Consider the following 19,485-nt stretch of genomic DNA (forward strand, 5'->3'; position numbering starts at 1 on the left):
TTGCAGTAGGGCGGGAGGCACTTCAAGGGTTTTCTGACAGGTAGTCAGTTTTCTTCGCGCGGACCCTTCACAGTTGGACCGCCCTTTGCTCTGATGACCGGCGAACCGTCCGATGCCAGGCACGTCCCGGGTCAGGAGGAGCGGTGGAGTACAACCTTGCCGACCTGTTCGAGTCGGTCGTCGACGTCGTCCCCGGCCGTGAGGCGCTGGTGTACGCCGACCATCCCGGTACGGGCGCGGAACGGCGTCTGACGTACGCGGAGCTGGACGCGGCGGCCAACCGCGTCGGCCACCATCTGCTCGACAGCGGGATACGGCCCGGTGAGCACCTCGGTCTCCACCTCTACAACGGGGTGGAGTATCTGCAGACGGTGCTGGGCTGCCTGAAGGCACGGATCGTCCCGGTCAACGTCAACTACCGTTACGTGGAAGAGGAATTGGTGTACCTCTACCGGGACGCGGATCTGGTGGCGCTGGTCTTCGACGCGGAGTTCACGGACCGGGTGGCGGCGGCACGGCCGCGGGCCGGGAAGCTGCGGCATCTGGTCCGGGTGGGTGCGCCGGCGCAGGGGGCCGCCGAGGTGCCGTGCACGGAGTTCGCGGATGCCGAGGCCGCGGGGTCGCCGGCGCGCGGCTTCCCGGCGCGTTCGGCCGACGACCAGTTCATCATCTACACCGGCGGTACGACCGGGATGCCCAAGGGTGTGATGTGGCGGCAGGAGGATCTGTTCTTCGCGGGTCTCGGCGGGGGCGCCCCGACCGGTGAGCCGGTGAAGAAGCCGGAGGAGCTGGCCGAGCGGGTAGCGGCCGGTGGCGCGGGGATCACCTTCTTCCCCACGGCTCCGCTGATGCACGGCACCTCCACCCTCACGGCGTTCATCGGCTTCAACTTCGGGCAGCGGGTCGTCATCCACCGCAAGTTCGCGCCCGAGGAGGTGCTGCGGGCCGTGGAGAAGGAGAGGGTCAGCAGCATCTCGCTGGTGGGCGACGCGATGCTGCGGCCGCTGATCGACGCGCTGGCCGGTCCGCTGAAGCACATCGACCGCTCGTCGCTGTTCAGCGTGTCGTCGTCCGGCGCGATCATGTCGGACACGGTGCGCCGGCAGTTCCAGGAGCTGGTGCCGAACGCCATGCTGCTGAACAACTTCGGCTCGTCGGAGTCCGGTTTCAACGGCACGGCGACCGAGGACTCGGGCCCCGAGCGAGGCTTCCGGATCCGTGTCCACGCCCGTACGCAGGTGGTGGACCCGGCCACGTACGAACCGGTGGCGCCCGGCGAGGTGGGCCGGATCGCCCAGTGCGGACATGTGCCGCTCGGCTACTACAACGACCCCGCCAAGACCTCCGGGACCTTCTTCGAGAGGGGCGGCGAGCGGTGGGTGCTGCTCGGCGACATGGCCACGGTCGACGAGGAGGGCGTGGTCACCGTCCTGGGACGCGGCTCGCAGTGCATCAACACCGGCGGCGAGAAGGTGTACCCGGAGGAGGTCGAGCAGGCCCTGAAGTCCCACCCGGACGTCTACGACGCGTTGGTGGCCGGGGTGCCGGACCCCCAGTGGGGCCACCATGTGGCGGCCGTGGTGCAGCTGCGCGAGGGGGCGGTGCGGCCGTCGCTGGAGGACATCCGGGCGCACTGCCGTGACCGGCTCGCCGGCTACAAGATCCCGCGCCGGCTGGTGATCACGGAGTCGGTCCGGCGGTCACCGAGCGGCAAGGCGGACTACCGGTGGGCGCGGGAGGTGGCGGTGGCGGCGGACGGGTGATTCTCCGGCCTGTCGTTTGAACCTAAGGTGACGTGCGGACGTACTGGTGGTGGCAGGCTCGGCTCACCGGGCTCTGTTTGCCATGCCTAGCAAGACCGCACGGAAGGACCTCCGGGTGTCGCTCTTCACTCGCTCCCGTCAGCAATCGGACCCGACCGGGGGCGGGGCGAAACCGGACGACGACACCGGTGGTGAAGCGGTCGCGGAGGAAGCCGCGCAGGCACCGGCAGGCGACGGCACCGGCACATCAGCGGACGCCCCGGAGGAGCCCCCCGGCGCCGACGTCGCACATGAAGCCGCCGCCGAGGACGCACCGGACGCGACGAAGCCCGGCTGGTTCGGCTGGCGGCGGCGCTACCCCAAGGCGGCACGCGGAGTCAGCGTGGGCACGACCGTCCTGGCCGGGGCGCTCGTGTTCTTCGCACTCCTCGTGCCCAACCAGATGGAGAAGATCGAGTTCGCCTCGTTCGTCCGCATCCCCGCCGAGGGTGTGCTGCTCGCGGGCCTGCTGCTCGCCCTGCCGCCGCGGCCCCGGCGGATCGCGGCGGTCGTCTCGGGTGCGTTCCTCGGGCTGGTCACCAGCCTGAAATTCGTCGACATGGGCTTCTACCAGGTGCTGGCCCGGCCCTTCGACCTGGTCCTCGACTGGATACTGATCGAGAACGCGACGGACTTCCTGAGGGAGACGTTCGGCCGCACCGGCCAGGTGCTGGCCGTGGCCGGCGTGATCGTCCTGTTCATCGCGGTGCTGGTTTTCACCACCCTCGCCGTGGTGCGGCTGACGAACCTGATGGTCAGCCACCGTCCCGTCGCCGCCCGTGCGACCCTGGTCCTGGGCACGGCGTGGATCACCGCCATGACGCTGGGCGTCCAGGTCGGCAGCGTGCCGTTCGCCACGAAGGGCAACGCCGAGTTCATCGGCAACCGGGTGGACCAGGTGCAAGCGGGCCTGAAGGACGCGCGGGTCTTCCGGAAGCAGGCCGCCGTGGACGCCTTCGCGAAGACGCCGCCCGACCAGTTGCTCACGGGGCTGCGCGGCAAGGACGTGCTGTTCACCTTCATCGAGAGCTACGGCCGTGTCGCGATCGACGACCCGGCGATGGCGAAGCAGACCGACGCCGTGCTCAAGGAGGGCACCGGCAGGCTGAAGTCGGCCGGGTTCGCATCGCGCAGCGGCTGGCTGCAGTCGCCGGTGACGGGCGCGGGCAGCTGGCTGGCCCACTCGACGTTCCTGTCCGGGCTGTGGATCAAGAACCAGCAGCGGTACCGCAGCCTGACCACCAGTGACCGTATGACGCTGACCAACTACTTCGGCAAGACGAAGGCCTGGCGGACCGTCGGTGTCGTGCCCGGGGTGCGCCGGGCCTGGCCGGAGGGGAAGTACTTCGGCCTGGACCACATCTACGACTCCGAGCACCTCGGCTACCACGGCCCGTACTTCAGCTGGACGCCCGTGCCCGACCAGTTCAGCATGGAGGCCTTCCAGCGTCTGGAGCACGGCAAGAAGGACCGCAAGCCGATCATGGCGGAGATCATCCTCGCCTCCAGCCACAACCCCTGGTCGCCCATCGCGCGGATGATCGACTGGGAGGACCTCGGCGACGGCTCGGTGTTCCACCAGATCAAGAAGGAGGGCACCAACCCCACGGAGGTCTGGAAGGACCCGGAGAAGGTGCGCACCGAGTACCGGAAGGCCATCGAGTACTCGATCCGGAGCCTGACCGAGTGGCTCGAGCGCTACGGCGACGAGGACACGGTGCTCGTGTTCCTCGGCGACCACCAGCCGGTGCCGACCGTCACCGCCGGGGACACCGGAAAGGACGTACCGATCACCATCGTCGCCAAGGACAAGAAGGTCCTGGACCGGGTCGCCGACTGGGGCTGGACCGACGGCCTCAAGCCCGCCGAGAACGCGCCCCGGTGGGGCATGGACAAGTTCCGAGACCGCTTCATGACGGCGTACGGTCCGCAGGGCTGAGGAACTCCTCCACGGCCGCGAGGAAGTCCCCGGGCCGAGCTTCGTGCACGAGATGCCCGGCGTCGATGGTGAGACGCCGGGCACGGGGAAGCAGTCGGGCGAGAGCGGCGATCTGCTCCTGGGGGATCGGGCTGGTCGGCCCACCACCTATGAACAGCGTGGGCATGGTGATTCGCCCCATGTGGTCCCACCACACAGGATCCGGGGCGTTGCGCTGCCGGTCGGTGGCGAGGATCATCGCCCAGTCGTACGGCAGGTCCCCCTCGGGACGTTCGGCGAGCGGGCGCGGCGGGTCCAGGGGGAAGGGCGCGGGTACGTCCTCCAGGACGAGCCGCCGCACGAGCCGCGGGCTGTGCTGGGCGAGCAGGTAGGCGACCACGCCGCCGAGCGAGTGCCCCACGACGTCGGCGCGGGCGATACCGAGGGCGCCGAGGAAGGCGTGCACGTCGTCGCGCATGGTCGCGTAGGCGTAGTCGCCGGGCCAGTCACTGCGGCCGTGCCCGCGAAGGTCCGGGGCGTAGACCCGCCGGGGCCCGGCGGCCAGTGCCGTGGCGATCTCGGACCAGTCGGCACCGTCGGCCCCGCGGGCGTGGAGGAGCAGGACGGGCGGAGCGTCCTGCGGTCCCCAGGCGCGGTAGGCCAGGGTGATGCCGTTCGCCTGTACGGTGCGCGGTTCCGTGTCCATGCCGGGCACGCTAGCGAGATGATCCCGGCCGGCCGGGCTCGCTCTGCCCACAGCAGAAGGACCTCTCACTCCCGTCCGGAGAGGAATGCGGTCACGCGCCGTACGAACCACTCCGGGTCGTCGAGCCACGGGTAGTGTCCCGCGCCGGGCTGCACGGCGAACTCGGCCGCCGGGAAGGCGCCGGCGGTGCGCCGGGCGAGGGCGGGTCTCGGACCACCGTCCATCTCTCCGGCCAGGACGAGTACCGGTGCCGCGACCCGGGCGAGCCCGGTCCGTGTCGCGTCCGGGTCGTATGCGCCGTCCGCCCCGTACACCTCCGCCGCGTCGTCGTTCGTCTCGTCCTCCTCGCGCTCGGCATGGCTCCGGGCCGTGTCGTCCCATCGCCCGTAGAAGAACGGGACGAAGACGGGGTCGAAGTCCCCGGTGCCGGACAGCCAGGCCTCGAACGCAGGGAACGCGTCCGCGAACCAGGGTTCCGGCGCGCGCAGCCGGGCCGCGGCCAGCCGGTCCTCGGGCGTCGCGGGCATGCCGAGTGCCCACGGGGTGGCGGTGATCAGCGCCAGCCGTCCCAACCGCTCCGGGTGCCGGGCTGCGTAGCGCATGGCGAGACTCCCGCCCGCCGAGTGCGCGAGCACGTCCATCCGCTCCAGGCCCAGGTGTCGCCGCAGCGCCTCGACGTCGTCCACGAGCCGGTCGCAGCGGTACGTCGTGGGATCCGCCGGGATCTCGGAGCGCCCCGTGCCGCGCAGGTCGAGGAGGACCAACTGCCGGTGCGCGTCCAGCCCACCCAGGTTCCCGAGGTACGCGCAGGCCCGCATGGGGCCGCCGGGCAGCACGACGAGCGGCTCGCCCGCGCCGCGTAGGTGACAGGCGAGCCGGGTCCCGTCCGGGGCGCTGAAGATCGGCATGCCGTCGATCATCGGGGGCGAGCGCGGCCGGTGGCAACGGAGTTGTCAGAGCGGGTGCAGGCAGATCGGGAAGGCCTCGCGGGCTACGGCGACGGCCGCCTCGAGAGGGACCCCTCGTGCCGCTACCTGGACACGACCGCCCCCGTCCCGCCTCCGAGGTCCTTCCTGAGCTCCCGCTTGAGGATCTTCCCGCTGGCGTTGCGCGGGAGTTCGTCCACGAAGAGCACTCTCTTCGGCGCTTTGAAGTGCGGCAGGTTCTCGCGGACGTGGTCGATCAGTTCCGCCTCCGTTACCTCGCCGCGCGGGACGACGACGGCTGTGACGGCCTCGATCCAGCGGTCGTCGGGGAGGCCGACGACGGCGGCCTCGGCGACTCGGGGGTGGGTGTACAGGGCGTCCTCGACCTGGCGTGAAGCGACCAGGACGCCGCCGGAGTTGATGACGTCCTTCACCCGGTCGACGATCGTGAAGTAGCCGTGCGCGTCGCGGACCGCGAGGTCGCCGGAGCGGAACCAGCCGTCGCGGAAGGCCTCGGCGGTCTCCTCGGGCTTGTCCCAGTAGCCCTCGCACAGTTGCGGGGAGCGGTAGACGATCTCGCCGGGGGTGCCGTCGGGTACGTCCTCGCCGTCCTCGTCGACCACGCGCGCGTCGACGAACAGCACGGTACGGCCGCAGGAGTCCATACGGCCCTTGTGCTCCTCTGGGGCGAGGACCGTGGCGAGGGGGCCGATCTCGCTCTGGCCGAAGCAGTTGTAGAAGGCCAGCTTCGGGAGGTGTTCCTTGAGCCGTTCCAGTACGGGCACCGGCATGATCGACGCCCCGTAGTAGGCCTTGCGCAGGCCGCTGAGGTCGCGGGTGGCGAAGTCGGGGCGGTTGGACAGGGCGATCCAGACGGTGGGCGGGGCGAACAGGCTGTCCACGCGGCCCGCTTCGACCAGGTCGAGGAGCCGGTCACCGTCGGGTGCGTCGAGGACGAGGTTCGTCGCGCCGACCGCGAGGTAGGGCAGCAGGAAGACGTGCATCTGCGCCGAGTGGTACAGGGGCAGCGAGTGCGCCGGGCGGTCGCCCGCACTGAGGTCGAGGGCCGAGATGGCGCTCAGGTACTCGTGCACCAGGGCCCGGTGCGTCATCATCGCGCCCTTGGGCAGCGCGGTCGTCCCGGAGGTGTACAGCAGTTGCACGAGGTCCTCGGGGCGTGGCTCGGGGCCGTCGTACACGGGCGCTTCGGCCAGCCGCGCGAGCAGCGAGTCGTCGTGGTCGCGCAGGGGCGATGTCCGTACGCCGTCGGGGAGCCGGCCGGCGAGGTCCGGGTCGGCGAGGACCAGGGAGCTGCCGGACTGGCCGACGATGTAGGCGAGGTCGTCGCCGGTGAGGTTCTGGTTGACGGGTACGTGCACCAGGCCGGCTCGGGCGCAGGCCAGGAAGGCGATCAGGTAGGCGTCGGAGTTGTGGCCGTAGGCTCCGACCCGGTCGCCGGGGGACAGGCCCTGGCCGAGAAGGACGCTCGCCGCGCGGGAGACGGCGGTGTCGAGTTCGTCGTAGGTCCAGGTGCGTTCGCCGTACTCCACCGCGACGCGCGCCGGTGTGCGCCGGGCGCTGCGTCGTAGGACTCCGTCGACCGTGCTGCCGTGTCCGGGCGTCGTCATGAGAAGTGATCCTCGGCCGACCGTCCAGAGAGGTCAAGGACCGACCGGCTCAACCCTGCCGTCGCCAGAGGCGTCCGCTGTGATGGTACTGACGTATGAACCAGGAACATTTGCACGCTCAAGTCTCCTTTCCCTCAACGATGTCGGAGGGCACCATGCGCAGCCGCCTGAGACGCCTCGTCCTCGGGGCCACGGCCCTGTTCACGGCCGCGTCCGCGTTACCCGCGGCCGCCGCCCCGAACCAAGGGCGAGCGGAGCAGCACCTTTCCCGTGACGGTATGTCCGCCGTCATCCGCTACACCGAGTACGGCATCCCGCACATCCTCGCGAAGAACTACGCCGACCTGGGCTTCGGCACGGGCTGGGCGCAGGCCGCCGACGAGGTCTGCACGCTCGCCGACGGGTTCGTCACCCTGCGGGGCGAGCGCTCCCGGTACTTCGGCGCCGACAGAGCCACCGACGGCGCCCTCTCCGGGGCCAGGACGAATCTCGCCAGTGATCTGTACTTCCGCGGGGTCCGTGAGAGCCGCACCGTGCAGAAGGTGCTCGCCGAGCCCGCTCCCGTGGGGCCGAGCCGCGAGGTCCGGGGCATGATGCGGGGCTGGGCGGCTGGTTACAACGCCTGGCTGAAGAAGAACGAGATCACGGATCCCGCCTGTGCGGGCGCCTCCTGGGTCCGGCCGGTCACCGAGCTCGACGTGGCCGCCCGTGGTCTCGCCATCGCCTCGATCTCCGGCGAGGGGCGCTTCGTGGACACGATCACGACCGCGCGGCCTCCGACAGGAGCCGACACCGCTGCCGGCGCCAAGTCCGCCCGCACGCCCGACGCCAAGACCGTGGCGAAAGCGGCGGACGAGCTGTGGGGCGACCCCGGCATGGGCTCCAACGCGGTCGCCTTCCGCGGTGACACGACGGCGAACGGCAGCGGTCTGCTGCTGGGCAATCCGCACTACCCCTGGGAGGGCGGGCGCCGCTTCTGGCAGTCCCAGCAGACGATCCCCGGCGAGCTGAACGTCTCCGGCGGCTCCCTGCTCGGCACCCCGGTGATCTCCATCGGGTTCAACGCACAGGTGGCGTGGAGCCACACCGTCTCGACCGGCATCCCGGCCGGCTTCCACCGGCTGACCCTGGACCCGGCCGATCCCACGACGTACCTCGTGGACGGCAAGCCGGAGCGGATGGGGAAGCGGACCGTGACGGTCGCGGTGAAGGACGGCGCGCCGGTGACCCGCACCCAGTGGTGGACCCGCTACGGCCCGGTCGTCACCTCGCTCAACTCCCAGGTCCCGCTGCCGTGGACCGGCACGACGGCGTACGCGCTGTACGACCCGAACGCCGCGAACCTCCGTTTCGCCGACACCTCGCTCGGCTTCGGCAAGGCACGGAGCACGGACGAGGTCCTCGCGTCCCTCGCGCGGCACCAGGGCATCCCCTGGGTGAACACGATCGCCGCCGACCGGGCCGGACACTCCCTCTACACCCAGTCGCAGGTACTCCCTCGGATCACCGACGGACTGGCGGAACGCTGCTCGACGGAGCTCGGCAGGACCACGTATCCGGCGTCCGGTATCGCGATCCTCGACGGCTCGCGCGGCGACTGCGCCCTCGGCAGCGATCCCGATGCCGTCGGGCCGGGCATCTTCGGCCCCTCGAGGATGCCGACGCTCAAGAACGCCCCGTACGTCGAGAACTCCAACGGCACCTCGTGGATGACCAACGCCGACCGGCCGATCACCGGCTACGAGCGGGTCTTCGGCACGGTGGGCACCGAGCTCGGCCTGCGCACACGGGGCGGGATCGAGGACGTGGCGGCGATGGCGGACAAGGGCCGTCTGACCGTACGCGACCTTCAGCGGCAGCAGTTCGCCAACCGGGTGCCCGCGGGCGATCTCGCCGCCGAGGACGTGGCACGGGCATGTGCCGCGCTGCCCGGCGGCAAGGCGACGGGCAGCGACGGCGCGTCGGTCGACGTGTCGGAGGCCTGCGGGGTGCTGAAGGCGTGGGACCGCACCATGGACACCGGGAGCCGGGGAGCGCTGCTCTTCGACCGGTTCTGGCGGAGGCTGGAGCGGGCGGTGCCCCCGGAGCGGTTGTGGAAGGTGCCGTTCTCGGCGGCCGACCCGGTACGTACCCCGAACACGCTGAACACGGACGCTCCCGGCCTCGCCACCGCCCTCGCCGACACGGTCACGGAACTGCGGGCGGCGGGCATCGTGCTCGACGCGCCGCTCGGCGCGCACCAGTTCGTCGTCCGCGACGGCGAGCGCCTTCCGGTACCGGGCGGTGCGGGGCAGCTCGGGGTGTGGAACGTGATCCAGCCGACGTGGGACGCGGCCGGCGGTGGCTACACGGAGGTGCCGTTCGGCTCCAGCCACCTCCAGGCGGTGGGCTGGGACGGCAGTCGCTGTCCGGTGGCCCGCACCCTGCTGACGTACTCCCAGTCGTCGAACCCCGAGTCACCGCACTTCGCGGACCAGACGCGGCTGTTCTCCGGTGAGAAGTGGGTGACGTCGCGCTTCTGCGAGAAGGACATCCTGTCCTCGCCGAAGCTGAAGGTCGTGCGGGTGCACGAGCGGCACTGACCGTGCCGGGTGGGGTGCCGCTCCCGGCTGGGGCGGCACCCCGCTCATCCCGCCCGGCGGCCGTACATCAGCCGGCGCAGCACCGTTTCCGCGGGACCCCGGCGGCCGGCCCGTTCCAGGGTGTACGCCCCTGCCACCGTGACCAGCCAGACGGCGAACGCGAAGAGCGCCATGGTCGCGCTGCCCAGGTGCTCGCCGAGGCCCAGTCCCCAGGCGGCCAGTACCGGGGCGAAGAGCAGCGAGTGGGCGAGGTAGCAGGACAGGGACCGTTTGCCGACCGAGGCCACCGCGGTCACCGCCTTCGCACCGCGTCGGGTCGTACGCGTGGTCCACCAGTGCGCGAAGAGGGCGACGGCCCCGACATAGCCGAGGCCCGCGGCGTTGCCGGTGATGTCGCGGAGCACCGTGAGCGCTCCGGACTCGCTCTGCATGTCGTCCGGCACGCGCAGGACGCCGATGTGGGCGAGTGCGGCGGGCAGCGCCCCGAGCCAGCCGACCGCGATCCCGAGCACCGCCGTCAGGCGCAGCAGCGTCCGGTGACGGCCGGGTTCCTCCAGGATGCGGCGGCGCGCGGCCCAGAAGCCGAGCAGGAAGAGGACGTACCCGCCGCCGACGAGAGTGAGCAAGGAGGCGGCGAAGGTGATGAACAGGCCGGTCTGCAGCCGGGTGCCCGCGGCGGTGAGCCAGTTCGCCTCGTCCGCCGCGTACGCCTTGAACCCCGGCTCGGCCCCGGCGTCGCCGAACGTGCCCAGTTCGCCGCGGAACAGGGCCGAGAGGGCGGGTCCGGCCGAGACGAGCACGATCAGGGCGACCCCGATCCCGATCCACCACTTCAGGGCGCGTTCGCCGCGCCGCAGGAAGGCCAGGCCCAGGACGAGGCTCAGGACTCCGTAGAAGCCGATGATGTCGCCCGCCATCAGCAGGGCGGCGTGCGTCAGGCCGATGACGATCAGCCAGAGGCTGCGCCTGCGCAGGATCTTCGCGGCGTCGCGCCCGTCGGTGCCCGCGGCGGTCTGGCGGAGGTAGAGCTGCGTCATGCCGTAGCCGAAGAGGAAGGCGAAGAGCGGATAGACCCGCAGGTCGAGCACGATGATCATGGTGAACTGCACGGCGTGGTCCAGCCAGGTGCCGTCCACGGGCTGCCATCCGGAGGGCCCGCGCCGGGCCGCCCAGAGGTGGAAGGCGGTGTTGGACAGCACGATGCCCAGCAGCATGATCCCGCGGGCGAGATCGGGGGCGAGTGCTCGCTCGCCCGGGCGTACGGCGCCCCGCCGCAGCGGTCCCTTGTCGGTCGCGATCGTCATGCTTCGACGCTAGGAACGCGGGGCGCCGCCGGGGATCGGCCGGAGGGCGAGAGCTCACCGACCAAAGGATGACGTCCGTGCGACCAAAGCCGCTGTGCCGTCTCACACCGGTCGGTTCCGGCCCTCCCAGTACGGCTCCCGCAGCCGCCGCTTGTACAGCTTGCCGTTGGGGTCGCGGGGCATCTCGGTGATGAAGTCGACGCTCCTGGGCCGCTTGTACCCGGCGAGCCGGTGCGCGCAGTGGTCGAGGAGGTCGGCCGCGAGCGCGGGTCCGGGCCGGTGTCCGGGGGCCGCCTCGACGACCGCCTTGACCTCCTCGCCCCAGTCGTCGTGCGGGATGCCGAAGACGGCGGCGTCCGCGACGGCGGGGTGGGCGAGCAGGGCCGACTCGATCTCGGCCGGGTAGATGTTGACGCCGCCGGAGATGATCAGGTCGATCTTGCGGTCACGCAGGAAGAGGTACCCGTCCTCGTCGAGGTGGCCGAGGTCGCCGACGGTGAAGAAGTCGCCGATGCGGTTCTTGCGGGTCTTGGCCTCGTCCTTGTGGTACGAGAATCCGCCGGTGTTCATCTTCATGTACACGGTGCCGAGTTCGCCGGGCGGCAGCCGGTTGCCGTCGTCGTCGAAGACCGCGAGTTCGCTGATGGGCCAGGCCTTGCCGACGGTGCCGGGCTTCTTCAGCCAGTCCTCGGCGGTGGCGAAGGCGCCGCCGCCCTCGCTGGCCGCGTAGTACTCCTCCACGCAGGGGCCCCACCAGTCGAGCATGGCCCGTTTCACGTGGTCGGGGCAGGGGGCGGCGCCGTGGATGGCGTGCCGCATCGAGGAGACGTCGTAGCGGTCCTTCTCCTCGTCGGGCAGGGCCAGCAGGCGGTGGAACTGGGTGGGGACCATATGGGTGTGGGTGCAGCGGTGGCGGTCGATGAGGCGGAGCATCTCCTCGGGGGTCCACTTGTCCATCAGGACCAGCCGGTGGCCGATGTGCAGGGACGCGCCGGCGAACTGCAGGACGGCCGTGTGGTAGAGCGGCGAGCACACCAGGTGCACGTTGCCGTCGGACGGCCTGATGCCGAAGATGCCGAGGAAACCGCCGAGGTAGGCCTCCTCCGGCGGTTTGCCGGGCAGGGGGCGGCGGATGCCGCGGGGGCGGCCGGTGGTGCCCGAGGTGTAGTTCATGACCCAGCCGAGGGTGCGGTCGGGGGGCGCCGACTCGGGCTGCCCGTCGAGGAGTTCGGCGTACGGCCGGAAGCCCTGGACCGTGCCGACGGCGTACCGGTGGGTGGCCGGGAGGCCGGCCTCGTCGGCGGCGTGGCGTGCCGCGTCGGCGAAGCGCTCGTGGGCGAGGAGGACCTTGGCGCCGGAGTCGGAGACGATCCACGCGATCTCCGGTCCGACCAGGTGGTGGTTGACCGGGACGAGGTAGAACCCGGCCTGGCTGGCGGCCAGATACGCGGTCAGGAACTCGACGCCGTTGGGCAGGACCACGGCGAAGGTGTCGCCGCGTTCGAGTCCGGCCGCGCGCAGGCCGTGCACGAGACGGTTGGCGGCGGCGTGCAGGCGCCCGGCGGTCCACTCCTCACCGTCGGGCGCGACGAGCACGCTGCGGCCGGGCTCCTGTGTGGCCTGGGCCCAGAAGCCCACTGCGGGTGTGCTCACGACTGTCCGCTCCTTCCGGCGATGCGGTTGACGCGGTCCACGGCCTGTTCGAAGCCGCGGGTGAGGTCGTCGAAGACGGCCTGGACGCTGCGTTCGCTGTTCATCCGGCCGACGATCTGCCCGACCGGGGTGCCGAGCAGCGGTTCGACCTCGTGCTTCTGGATGCGTGAGACGGCCTCGGCGACCAGCAGGCCCTGCAGCGGCATGGGCAGGGTGCCGGGCCCTGCCGGGTCGTCCCAGGCGTCGGTCCACTCGGTGCGCAGCTGGCGTGCGGGTTTGCCGGTCAGGGCGCGGGAGCGGACGGTGTCTCCGGAGCCTGCGGCGAGCAGTTTGCGGGTCAGGGCGGGCGAGTGGAGGTCCGCTTCCGTGGTGGTCAGCCACAGGGAGCCCAGCCACACCCCTTGGGCGCCGAGGGCGAGCGCGGCGGCCACCTGCTGTCCGCTGCCGATGCCGCCGGCGGCCAGCACGGGCAGCGGGGCGACAGCGTCGACGACCTCGGGGGTGAGCACCATGGAGGCGATCTCGCCGGTGTGGCCGCCGGCCTCGTAGCCCTGCGCCACGACGATGTCGATGCCGGCGTCCTGGTGCTTGCGGGCGTGCCGGGCACTGCCCGCGAGCGCGGCGACGAGCACGTCCTGGTCGTGAGCACGTGCGATGACGTCGGCGGGCGGGGAGCCGAGGGCGTTGGCCAGGAGCCGGATCGGGTAGTCGAAGGCGACGTCGAGCTGGCTGCGGGCGACCTGCTCCATCCAGCCGGTGATGCGCCAGCCGGACGCCTCGCCCTCGGCGAGTTCGGGCACGCCGTGCTTGGCGAGGGTGTCCTGGACGAACTGCCGGTGCCCCTCGGGGATCATCGCCTCGACGTCTGCCTCGGTCACGCCCTCGACCTTCTTCGCCGGCATCACGACGTCCAGGCCGTACGGCCGGCCGTCCACATGCGCCTCGATCCAGTCCAGGTCGCGTTTGAGCTCGTCGGGGGCGGTGTAACGGACCGCGCCGAGCACACCGAAGCCGCCGGCCCGGCTGATGGCCGCGGCGACGGCGGGGAACGGCGTGAAGCCGAAGACGGCGTGCTCGACTCCCAGTTTCTGGCTCAGCTCCGTCTGCATGGGCGCAGGATGCCGGAGTCCTCCGGAGGACGGAAGGGGTTTTCTGATGTTCCGTCAGATTCAGGACGTGATGGGTTCGAGCGTGCGGTCTTTGTACGGAGGCCTACGACGGACATACTTCACGGGACATGCGAGGCGGTTGAGGCGAAGGGGTGTGTGCGGTGACCGACAGACCGGCGAGCAATGAACTGACCCGCCGTCAACTGAGCAGAGCGGGCCTGGCCCTGGGCGGAGCGCTCGCTCTCGCACCGTTGCCCGCCGGACCCGCCGAGGCCACCCCGGCGGCGACCGGCCACCGCCCGACCCTGAGGCACGGCTCCGCCGCACGCGCCGGGCTGCTCCCCTCACACCTTCGCCGGCTCGTCACCGACGCCGAGGCGTTCCTCGGCCCCTCCCCCAAGCACCCCTGGTACGCGGGCGCCGTCCTGCTGGCCGGACGCGGCGGCACCGTGGCCCTGCACCGGCCCATCGGCATGGCGGTGCGCTACCGGGCCTACGACGAGAAGACCGACACCGGCATCGAGTTACCGCCCGGCGAGCAGATCCCGATGGCCGAGGACACCGTCTTCGACCTGGCGTCGGTGTCGAAGCTGTTCACCTCGATCCTCGCCGTGCAGCAGATCGAGCGGGGCAAGCTGGAGCTGGAGGGCAAGGTCGCCTCGTACCTGCCGGACTTCGCGCGCGCGGGCAAGCAGGACATCACGATCCGTCAGCTCCTCACGCACACCTCGGGTTTCCGCGCCTGGATCCCGCTGTACAGCGCGCCGACGTACGAGGAGAAGCTCGAGCTCATCTGGAGCGAGAAGCCGGTGAGCGCGCCGGGCACGGCGTACCTGTACTCGGACCTGAACCTCATCTCGCTCCAGCTCGTGCTGGAACGGATCACGGGCCGCTCCCTGGACGTCCTCCTGCGGGAGGAGATCACCGCGCCGCTCGGCATGCGCCGCACCCGCTACAACCCGCCCGCCTCCTGGCGGCCGGGGATCGCGGCCACGGAGGACGCACGCCCTCCGTGGTCCGGCCTGGACCGGGGCCTGGTGTGGGGCGAGGTGCACGACGAGAACGCCTTCAGCCTGGGCGGGGTCGCGGGGCACGCGGGTGTGTTCTCCGACGCGTGGGATCTCGCGGTCCTCGGCCGTACGCTGCTCAACGGCGGTGTCTACGGGCGGGAGCGGATCCTCACGCGGGAGTCGGTGGAGCTGATGTTCACCGACTTCAACACCGCCTTCCCCGGCGATGAGCACGGCCTCGGCTTCGAGCTCTACCAGCACTGGTACATGGGCGCGATGGCCACGCCGCGCACGGCCGGGCACACCGGCTTCACGGGCACCTCGCTGGTGCTCGACCCGACGACCGACTCCTTCCTGGTCGTGCTCGGCAACTCCGTGCATCCGGTGCGCAGTTGGCGTTCGGGGTCGGCTCCCCGGGTCGCTGCCGCGAACAACCTGGCACGGGCCGTGCCGGTCCGGCCGGTGCGCGGACGCGGCGCCTGGTTCTCCGGGACGGCGGTCTCCGCGACGGCGACGCTCGCTCTCCCCGCGCTCGACACGTCCGGCGGCGGGGCACGGCTGCGCTGTGCGCTGTGGTGGGACACCGAGCCGAAGGCCGACGTCCTGGTCCTGGAGGCGACGACCGACGGCGGCACGACCTGGCGGCCGGTGCCCTTCACCACGTCCCGCCAGGGCGAGGACCCCCGGGAGCATCCGTCGGGCTCGGTCACCGGCTGGTCCGGCCGCGTCTGGCACCGGCTCACCGCCGACGTTCCCGCCGCGCGGGAACTCGTCCTGCGCTGGCGGTACGCGACGGACCGGCTGTATGTCGGGCGTGGCTGCTATGTGGACGGGCTGCGGGTCGAGGCGGCGGGCGGCGCGTTGTTCGACGAGACCCGCCCGGCGGACGCGTCGCGCCTTCAGGCGGTGGGGTGGACGCCGTCGGCGGACTGAGGCGTCAGCGGGGTTCCTTCTCCAGTACCGCCATCGCCGCGTTGTGCCCGGGCACCCCGCTCACTCCGCCGCCTCGCACGGCTCCGGCACCGCACAGCAGCACGTTGGCGTGGCCGGTCTCCACGCCCCAGCGGCCGGTGCCGTCCTGGGCGTAGGGCCAGCTCAGCTCGCGGTGGAAGATGTTGCCGCCGGGCAGGCCGAGGTCCCGCTCCAGGTCGAGCGGGGTCCTGGCCTCGACGCAGGGCCGCCCGTCAGCGTCCGTGGCCAGACAGTCGGCGAGCGGTTCGGCCAGGTGCGCGTCGAGCTGGGCGAGGGTCGACTTCAGCAGCTCTTCGCGTACGGCGTCGTTGTCCCGTTCGAACAGACGGGCCGGGGTGTGCAGACCGAAGAGGGTGAGCGTCTGGTAGCCCTGCTCGGCCAGGTCGGGGCCGAGGATGGTCGGGTCGGTGAGCGAGTGGCAGTAGATCTCGGAGGGCGGCGCGGCGGGCAGGCCACCGGCGGCGGCCTGGGCGTGGGCGGTGGCCAGTTGGTGGTAGCCCTCGGCGATGTGGAAGGTGCCGGCGAACGCCTCGCGCGGGTCCACGACGCTGTCCCGCAGCCTCGGCAGTCGCTTGAGCAACATGTTCACCTTCAGCTGGGCGCCCTCGGCGGGGGCCGGGGGTGTGCCGCCGGTCAGTTCCGCCAGGGCCTGCGGGGAGGCGTTCACCAGGACGTGCCGGGCGGCGACGGTGCCTTCGCTTTCGGCCGTGCGGTAGGTGACCTCGGCCGTACGGCCGTCCGTGGCGATACGCAGCGCCTCGTGGCCGGTGGCGAGGACGGCGCCCGCGGCGCGTGCCGCGTCGGCCAGTGCGTCGGTGAGGGCGCCCATGCCGCCGACCGGCACGTCCCAGTCGCCGGTGCCGCCGCCGATCACGTGGTAGAGGAAGCAGCGGTTCTGCTTCAGTGAGGGGTCGTGGGCATCGGCGAAGGTGCCGATGAGCGCGTCGGTGAGGACCACGCCGCGCACCAGGTCGTCCGCGAAGCGTTCCTCGACGGCGGCCCCGATCGGCTCCTCGAACAGAGTCCGCCAGGCCTGCTCGTCGTCGAGGCGGCCGCGGAGTTCCTCGCGTGTGGGCAGCGGCTCGGTGAGGGTCGGGAAGACCCGCTGGGCGACGCGGCCGGTCATGCCGTAGAACTCCTGCCAGGCCCGGTACTCGCGGTCCGAGCCGGTGAGCCGGGCGAAGGCTTCCCTGGTCCGCCGTTCGCCGCCGCCGACGAGGAGGCCGGTGGGCCGGCCGTCGCGCTCGGCGGGCGTGTAGGAGGAGACGGTGCGGGTGCGGACGCGGAAGTCCAGGCCGAGGTCCCGCACGATCTTCTTGGGCAGCAGGCTCACCAGATACGAGTACCGGGACAGCCGGGCGTCGACCCCGGCGAACGGCCGGGTGGACACCGCAGCGCCACCGGTGTGATCCAACTGCTCCAGAACCAGCACCGAGCGCCCGGCCCGGGCCAGGTAGGCGGCGGCGACCAGGCCGTTGTGTCCGCCGCCGACGATGACGGCGTCGTACGTCCGGTGTGCGCGGGGTCCCTCGGGTGCGGTCATGGTTCTTCGTAACACGGGGTGATCCAAGTCGGCCAGATGACGACGGCCGGGCCCGCGAGGTCCGTCTCGTGTCACCGCCCGGCCGACGCCCGCTGCTCCCGCAGGGCCGCCACCTGGCGGTAGAGCGCCACGGCTTCGGCGTCGCGGCCCAGCTGCTGCAGGCAGTGCGCCTCGTCGTTGCGGCTGGCGAGGGTGTCGGGGTGGTCCGCGCCGAGGACGCGTTCGCGGGCGGCGGCCACGCGCCGGTACTCGGTGAGCGCGTCGGCCCAGCGGGCCAGCCAGCCCAGGCCGACGGCGACCTCGCGGAGGCTGACCAGGGTGTCCGGATGGTCCGGGCCGAGGACCCGCTCGCGGACGGTGGCGACGTCCCGGGACTCGGCGAGGGCCTCCTCCCAGCGGCCGAGCCGACCGAGGTTGACGCAGCAGCCGTGTCGGGCGCGCAAGGTCTCGGGATGAGTGGGGCCCTGGACGCGGGTGCGGTCCTCGGCCAGGTCGCGATAGAGGTCCAGGGCCTCCGTGCTGCGGCCGAGACGGCCCAGGCTGATGCCGATCTCGTGCCGGGCGGCAAGGGTGTCGGGGTGGTCGGCGCCGAGGGCCCTCGCGCGGGCCCCGGCGACCTCACGGTAGGTCTCCAAGGCCTCGGCCCAGCGCCCCAACTGACCCAGGGCATAGGCCACTTCATAGCGGGTGACGAGGGTGTCGGGGTGGTCCGGGCCGAGCACCCGGGCGCGGGCGGCGGCCACCTCGCGGGCCATGCGGTAGGAGTCCTCGAGGCGGCCCAGGCGGCTGAGGTTGAAGGCGAGGTTGTGTCGGCAGCGCAGGGTGTCGGGGTGGTCGGGCCCCATGGTTCGCTCCCGGGCGGTGAGCACCGAGGTGTACACCCGGTGGGCGTCGAAGGGGCGGCCCAGCTGGCCGAGCACGTAGGCCATCTCCTGGCGGGCGGCGAGCGTGTCGGGGTGGTCGGCGCCGTGGCTGCGGATCCTGGCCTCGGCGACGTGCTTGTACTCGCGCAGGGCGTCCGGGGCGCGGCCGGTGCGGCTGAGGGTGAAGGCGACCTCGTAGCGGCTGGCGAGGGTGTCGGGGTGGTCGGGGCCGAGGAGGTGCTCGCGTTCGGCGGCGACCGCCCGGTGCACCTCCCCCGCCTCCGCCCAGCGGCCGAGCCGGCCGAGGCTCAGCCCCGCGTTGTGGCGGCCGGCCAGGGCGGTCAGGACGTCCGGGGACGGGGTCGGCCGTGCCTCTGGGACGGGTTCCTCTACGGGCCCGGCGGCGGGCCGGGCGATCCATTCGCCGGAGAGCCCGGCAGCCGGGTCCGGCGGTGTGGTGCGCAGCCCGGCACCGGCCGCCTTGTGACCGGTGGTCATGCCCTGGGTCCAGGACGGCATGCGCCCCGCTCCCGCCAGCGCGTCGGGCACCGGACGGGCCGCCGGCACGGTCGGCACATACGCGGGCGCGGCCCGGTGCGTGCTGATCCGGCGGGCCAGCTCGCGGGCGTCATCGGGTCTGTGCCCGGGTTCCTTGGCCAGCAGGTCCAGGACGACGCGTTCCAGATACTCGGGCAGTTCGCGGCGGTGTTCGCGCAGCGGCCGGGGCGGGGTGTCACGGTGGCCTACGAGGATCGCCCACGGGTCGTCGAGGTCGAACGGCGGTACGCCGGTGGCGATCTCGTAGAGCACGCACCCGAAGGAGTACAGGTCGCTGCGCTGGTCGACCTCGGTGCCGCTGATCTGCTCCGGGGACATGTAGTGCGGGGTGCCCATGGCGATGCCGGTGCCGGTCAGCCGGGACGTGAAGCCGATGTCGTGGCCGAGACGGGCTATGCCGAAGTCGCAGATCTTCACCGTGCCGTCGCCGAGCCGCACGATGTTGGCGGGTTTCAGGTCGCGGTGGACGATGTTCTGCTCGTGGCAGTACGCCAGCGCGGCGGCGACCTGCTCGGCGATCTCCACCACGTCGGCGACGGGCAGCGGATGCTGCTTGTTGTCCTCCAGGAGCTGGCTGAGATTGCGGCCGTCCAGCAGCTCCATGACGAGGTAGAGGACGCCGTCGGACTCTCCGAAGTCGTGCACGACGGTGATACCCCGGTGCTGGAGCGCGGCGGCCACCCGGGCCTCGCGCCGGAACCGCTCCCGCAGTACCCGGGTGAAGGCGTGGTCGTGGTTGGGGCCCAGCGGTTTGAGGCACTTGACGGCGACGTGCCGGCCCAGGGACTCGTCCCGTGCCCGCCACACCTCGCCCATGCCGCCGCGCCCGATCAGATCGAGCAGCCGGTATCGGCCGTGGATGAGCCTGGTCTCCCCCATGTCGCGCGACGCTCCCCCCGGTAGCTGTTCGC

The 19,485-nt window shown here is 71.7% G+C and carries 12 protein-coding genes; 4 read left to right on the top strand and 8 right to left on the bottom strand.

What is annotated here, in order from left to right:
• The first annotated feature begins 143 nt into the window (after positions 1 to 143).
• Together AC07DF_RS33425 and AC07DF_RS33430 are read left to right on the top strand one after the other, a co-directional pair.
• The gene (locus AC07DF_RS33425) at positions 144 to 1,763 is read left to right on the top strand and encodes an acyl-CoA synthetase (protein WP_478979896.1); all 1,620 of its coding nucleotides are present in this window, start codon (positions 144 to 146) and stop codon (positions 1,761 to 1,763) included.
• Positions 1,764 to 1,878: 115 nt separating this feature from the next.
• The gene (locus AC07DF_RS33430) at positions 1,879 to 3,741 is read left to right on the top strand and encodes an LTA synthase family protein (protein ID WP_478979898.1); all 1,863 of its coding nucleotides are present in this window, start codon (positions 1,879 to 1,881) and stop codon (positions 3,739 to 3,741) included.
• Here AC07DF_RS33430 and AC07DF_RS33435 read toward each other — a convergent pair.
• The 3 genes from AC07DF_RS33435 to AC07DF_RS33445 form a co-directional block, all read right to left on the bottom strand.
• Entirely contained in the window at positions 3,713 to 4,426 is a 714-nt protein-coding gene (locus tag AC07DF_RS33435; RefSeq protein ID WP_478979900.1) for an alpha/beta fold hydrolase, read from the bottom strand. The genes AC07DF_RS33430 and AC07DF_RS33435 overlap by 29 nt on opposite strands.
• A gap of 65 nt (positions 4,427 to 4,491) precedes the next feature.
• Complete coding sequence (locus tag AC07DF_RS33440; RefSeq protein WP_478979902.1) at positions 4,492 to 5,334, bottom strand: alpha/beta fold hydrolase; 843 nt, start codon at positions 5,332 to 5,334, stop codon at positions 4,492 to 4,494.
• Positions 5,335 to 5,456: 122 nt separating this feature from the next.
• Positions 5,457 to 6,980, bottom strand: a complete 1,524-nt coding sequence (locus AC07DF_RS33445) for an acyl-CoA synthetase (protein ID WP_478979904.1) — start codon at positions 6,978 to 6,980, stop codon at positions 5,457 to 5,459.
• Between the two features lie 155 nt (positions 6,981 to 7,135).
• Here AC07DF_RS33445 and AC07DF_RS33450 point away from each other — a divergent pair, with 155 nt between their 5' ends.
• Positions 7,136 to 9,562: an acylase gene (locus AC07DF_RS33450; RefSeq protein ID WP_478979906.1), complete on the top strand. Its 2,427-nt coding sequence runs from the start codon at positions 7,136 to 7,138 to the stop codon at positions 9,560 to 9,562.
• A gap of 44 nt (positions 9,563 to 9,606) precedes the next feature.
• Here AC07DF_RS33450 and AC07DF_RS33455 read toward each other — a convergent pair whose 3' ends face one another.
• The 3 genes from AC07DF_RS33455 to AC07DF_RS33465 form a co-directional block, all read right to left on the bottom strand.
• Entirely contained in the window at positions 9,607 to 10,866 is a 1,260-nt protein-coding gene (locus AC07DF_RS33455) for a DUF418 domain-containing protein (protein ID WP_478979908.1), read from the bottom strand.
• A gap of 102 nt (positions 10,867 to 10,968) precedes the next feature.
• Complete coding sequence (locus AC07DF_RS33460) at positions 10,969 to 12,519, bottom strand: acyl-CoA synthetase (RefSeq protein ID WP_478979910.1); 1,551 nt, start codon at positions 12,517 to 12,519, stop codon at positions 10,969 to 10,971.
• Positions 12,516 to 13,628 carry an NAD(P)H-dependent flavin oxidoreductase gene (locus AC07DF_RS33465; RefSeq protein ID WP_478979912.1) on the bottom strand — a complete coding sequence of 371 codons (1,113 nt, stop codon included), beginning with the start codon at positions 13,626 to 13,628 and terminating at the stop codon, positions 12,516 to 12,518. The genes AC07DF_RS33460 and AC07DF_RS33465 overlap by 4 nt, the downstream gene beginning before the upstream one ends.
• Positions 13,629 to 13,789: 161 nt before the next feature.
• Here AC07DF_RS33465 and AC07DF_RS33470 point away from each other — a divergent pair, with 161 nt between their 5' ends.
• Positions 13,790 to 15,571, top strand: coding sequence for a serine hydrolase domain-containing protein (locus AC07DF_RS33470; RefSeq protein WP_478979914.1), 1,782 nt, complete (start codon positions 13,790 to 13,792; stop codon positions 15,569 to 15,571).
• Positions 15,572 to 15,575: 4 nt separating this feature from the next.
• Here AC07DF_RS33470 and AC07DF_RS33475 read toward each other — a convergent pair whose 3' ends face one another.
• Both AC07DF_RS33475 and AC07DF_RS33480 read right to left on the bottom strand, forming a co-directional pair.
• Positions 15,576 to 17,153 carry a phytoene desaturase family protein gene (locus tag AC07DF_RS33475; protein WP_478979916.1) on the bottom strand — a complete coding sequence of 526 codons (1,578 nt, stop codon included), beginning with the start codon at positions 17,151 to 17,153 and terminating at the stop codon, positions 15,576 to 15,578.
• Positions 17,154 to 17,224: 71 nt separating this feature from the next.
• Positions 17,225 to 19,453, bottom strand: coding sequence for a serine/threonine-protein kinase (locus AC07DF_RS33480; protein ID WP_478979919.1), 2,229 nt, complete (start codon positions 19,451 to 19,453; stop codon positions 17,225 to 17,227).
• Between the last annotated feature and the right edge of the window lie 32 nt (positions 19,454 to 19,485).

It is taken from the genome of Streptomyces sp. NPDC044719 (assembly GCF_056433405.1).

Coding starts and splice junctions, on each gene's coding strand:
- AC07DF_RS33435 (WP_478979900.1), bottom strand. CDS start 4,426: ATGGACACGGAACCGCGCACCGTACAGGCGAACGGCATCACCCTGGCC.
- AC07DF_RS33440 (WP_478979902.1), bottom strand. CDS start 5,334: ATGCCGATCTTCAGCGCCCCGGACGGGACCCGGCTCGCCTGTCACCTA.
- AC07DF_RS33445 (WP_478979904.1), bottom strand. CDS start 6,980: ATGACGACGCCCGGACACGGCAGCACGGTCGACGGAGTCCTACGACGC.
- AC07DF_RS33450 (WP_478979906.1), top strand. CDS start 7,136: ATGCGCAGCCGCCTGAGACGCCTCGTCCTCGGGGCCACGGCCCTGTTC.
- AC07DF_RS33455 (WP_478979908.1), bottom strand. CDS start 10,866: ATGACGATCGCGACCGACAAGGGACCGCTGCGGCGGGGCGCCGTACGC.
- AC07DF_RS33465 (WP_478979912.1), bottom strand. CDS start 13,628: ATGCAGACGGAGCTGAGCCAGAAACTGGGAGTCGAGCACGCCGTCTTC.
- AC07DF_RS33475 (WP_478979916.1), bottom strand. CDS start 17,153: ATGACCGCACCCGAGGGACCCCGCGCACACCGGACGTACGACGCCGTC.
- AC07DF_RS33480 (WP_478979919.1), bottom strand. CDS start 19,453: ATGGGGGAGACCAGGCTCATCCACGGCCGATACCGGCTGCTCGATCTG.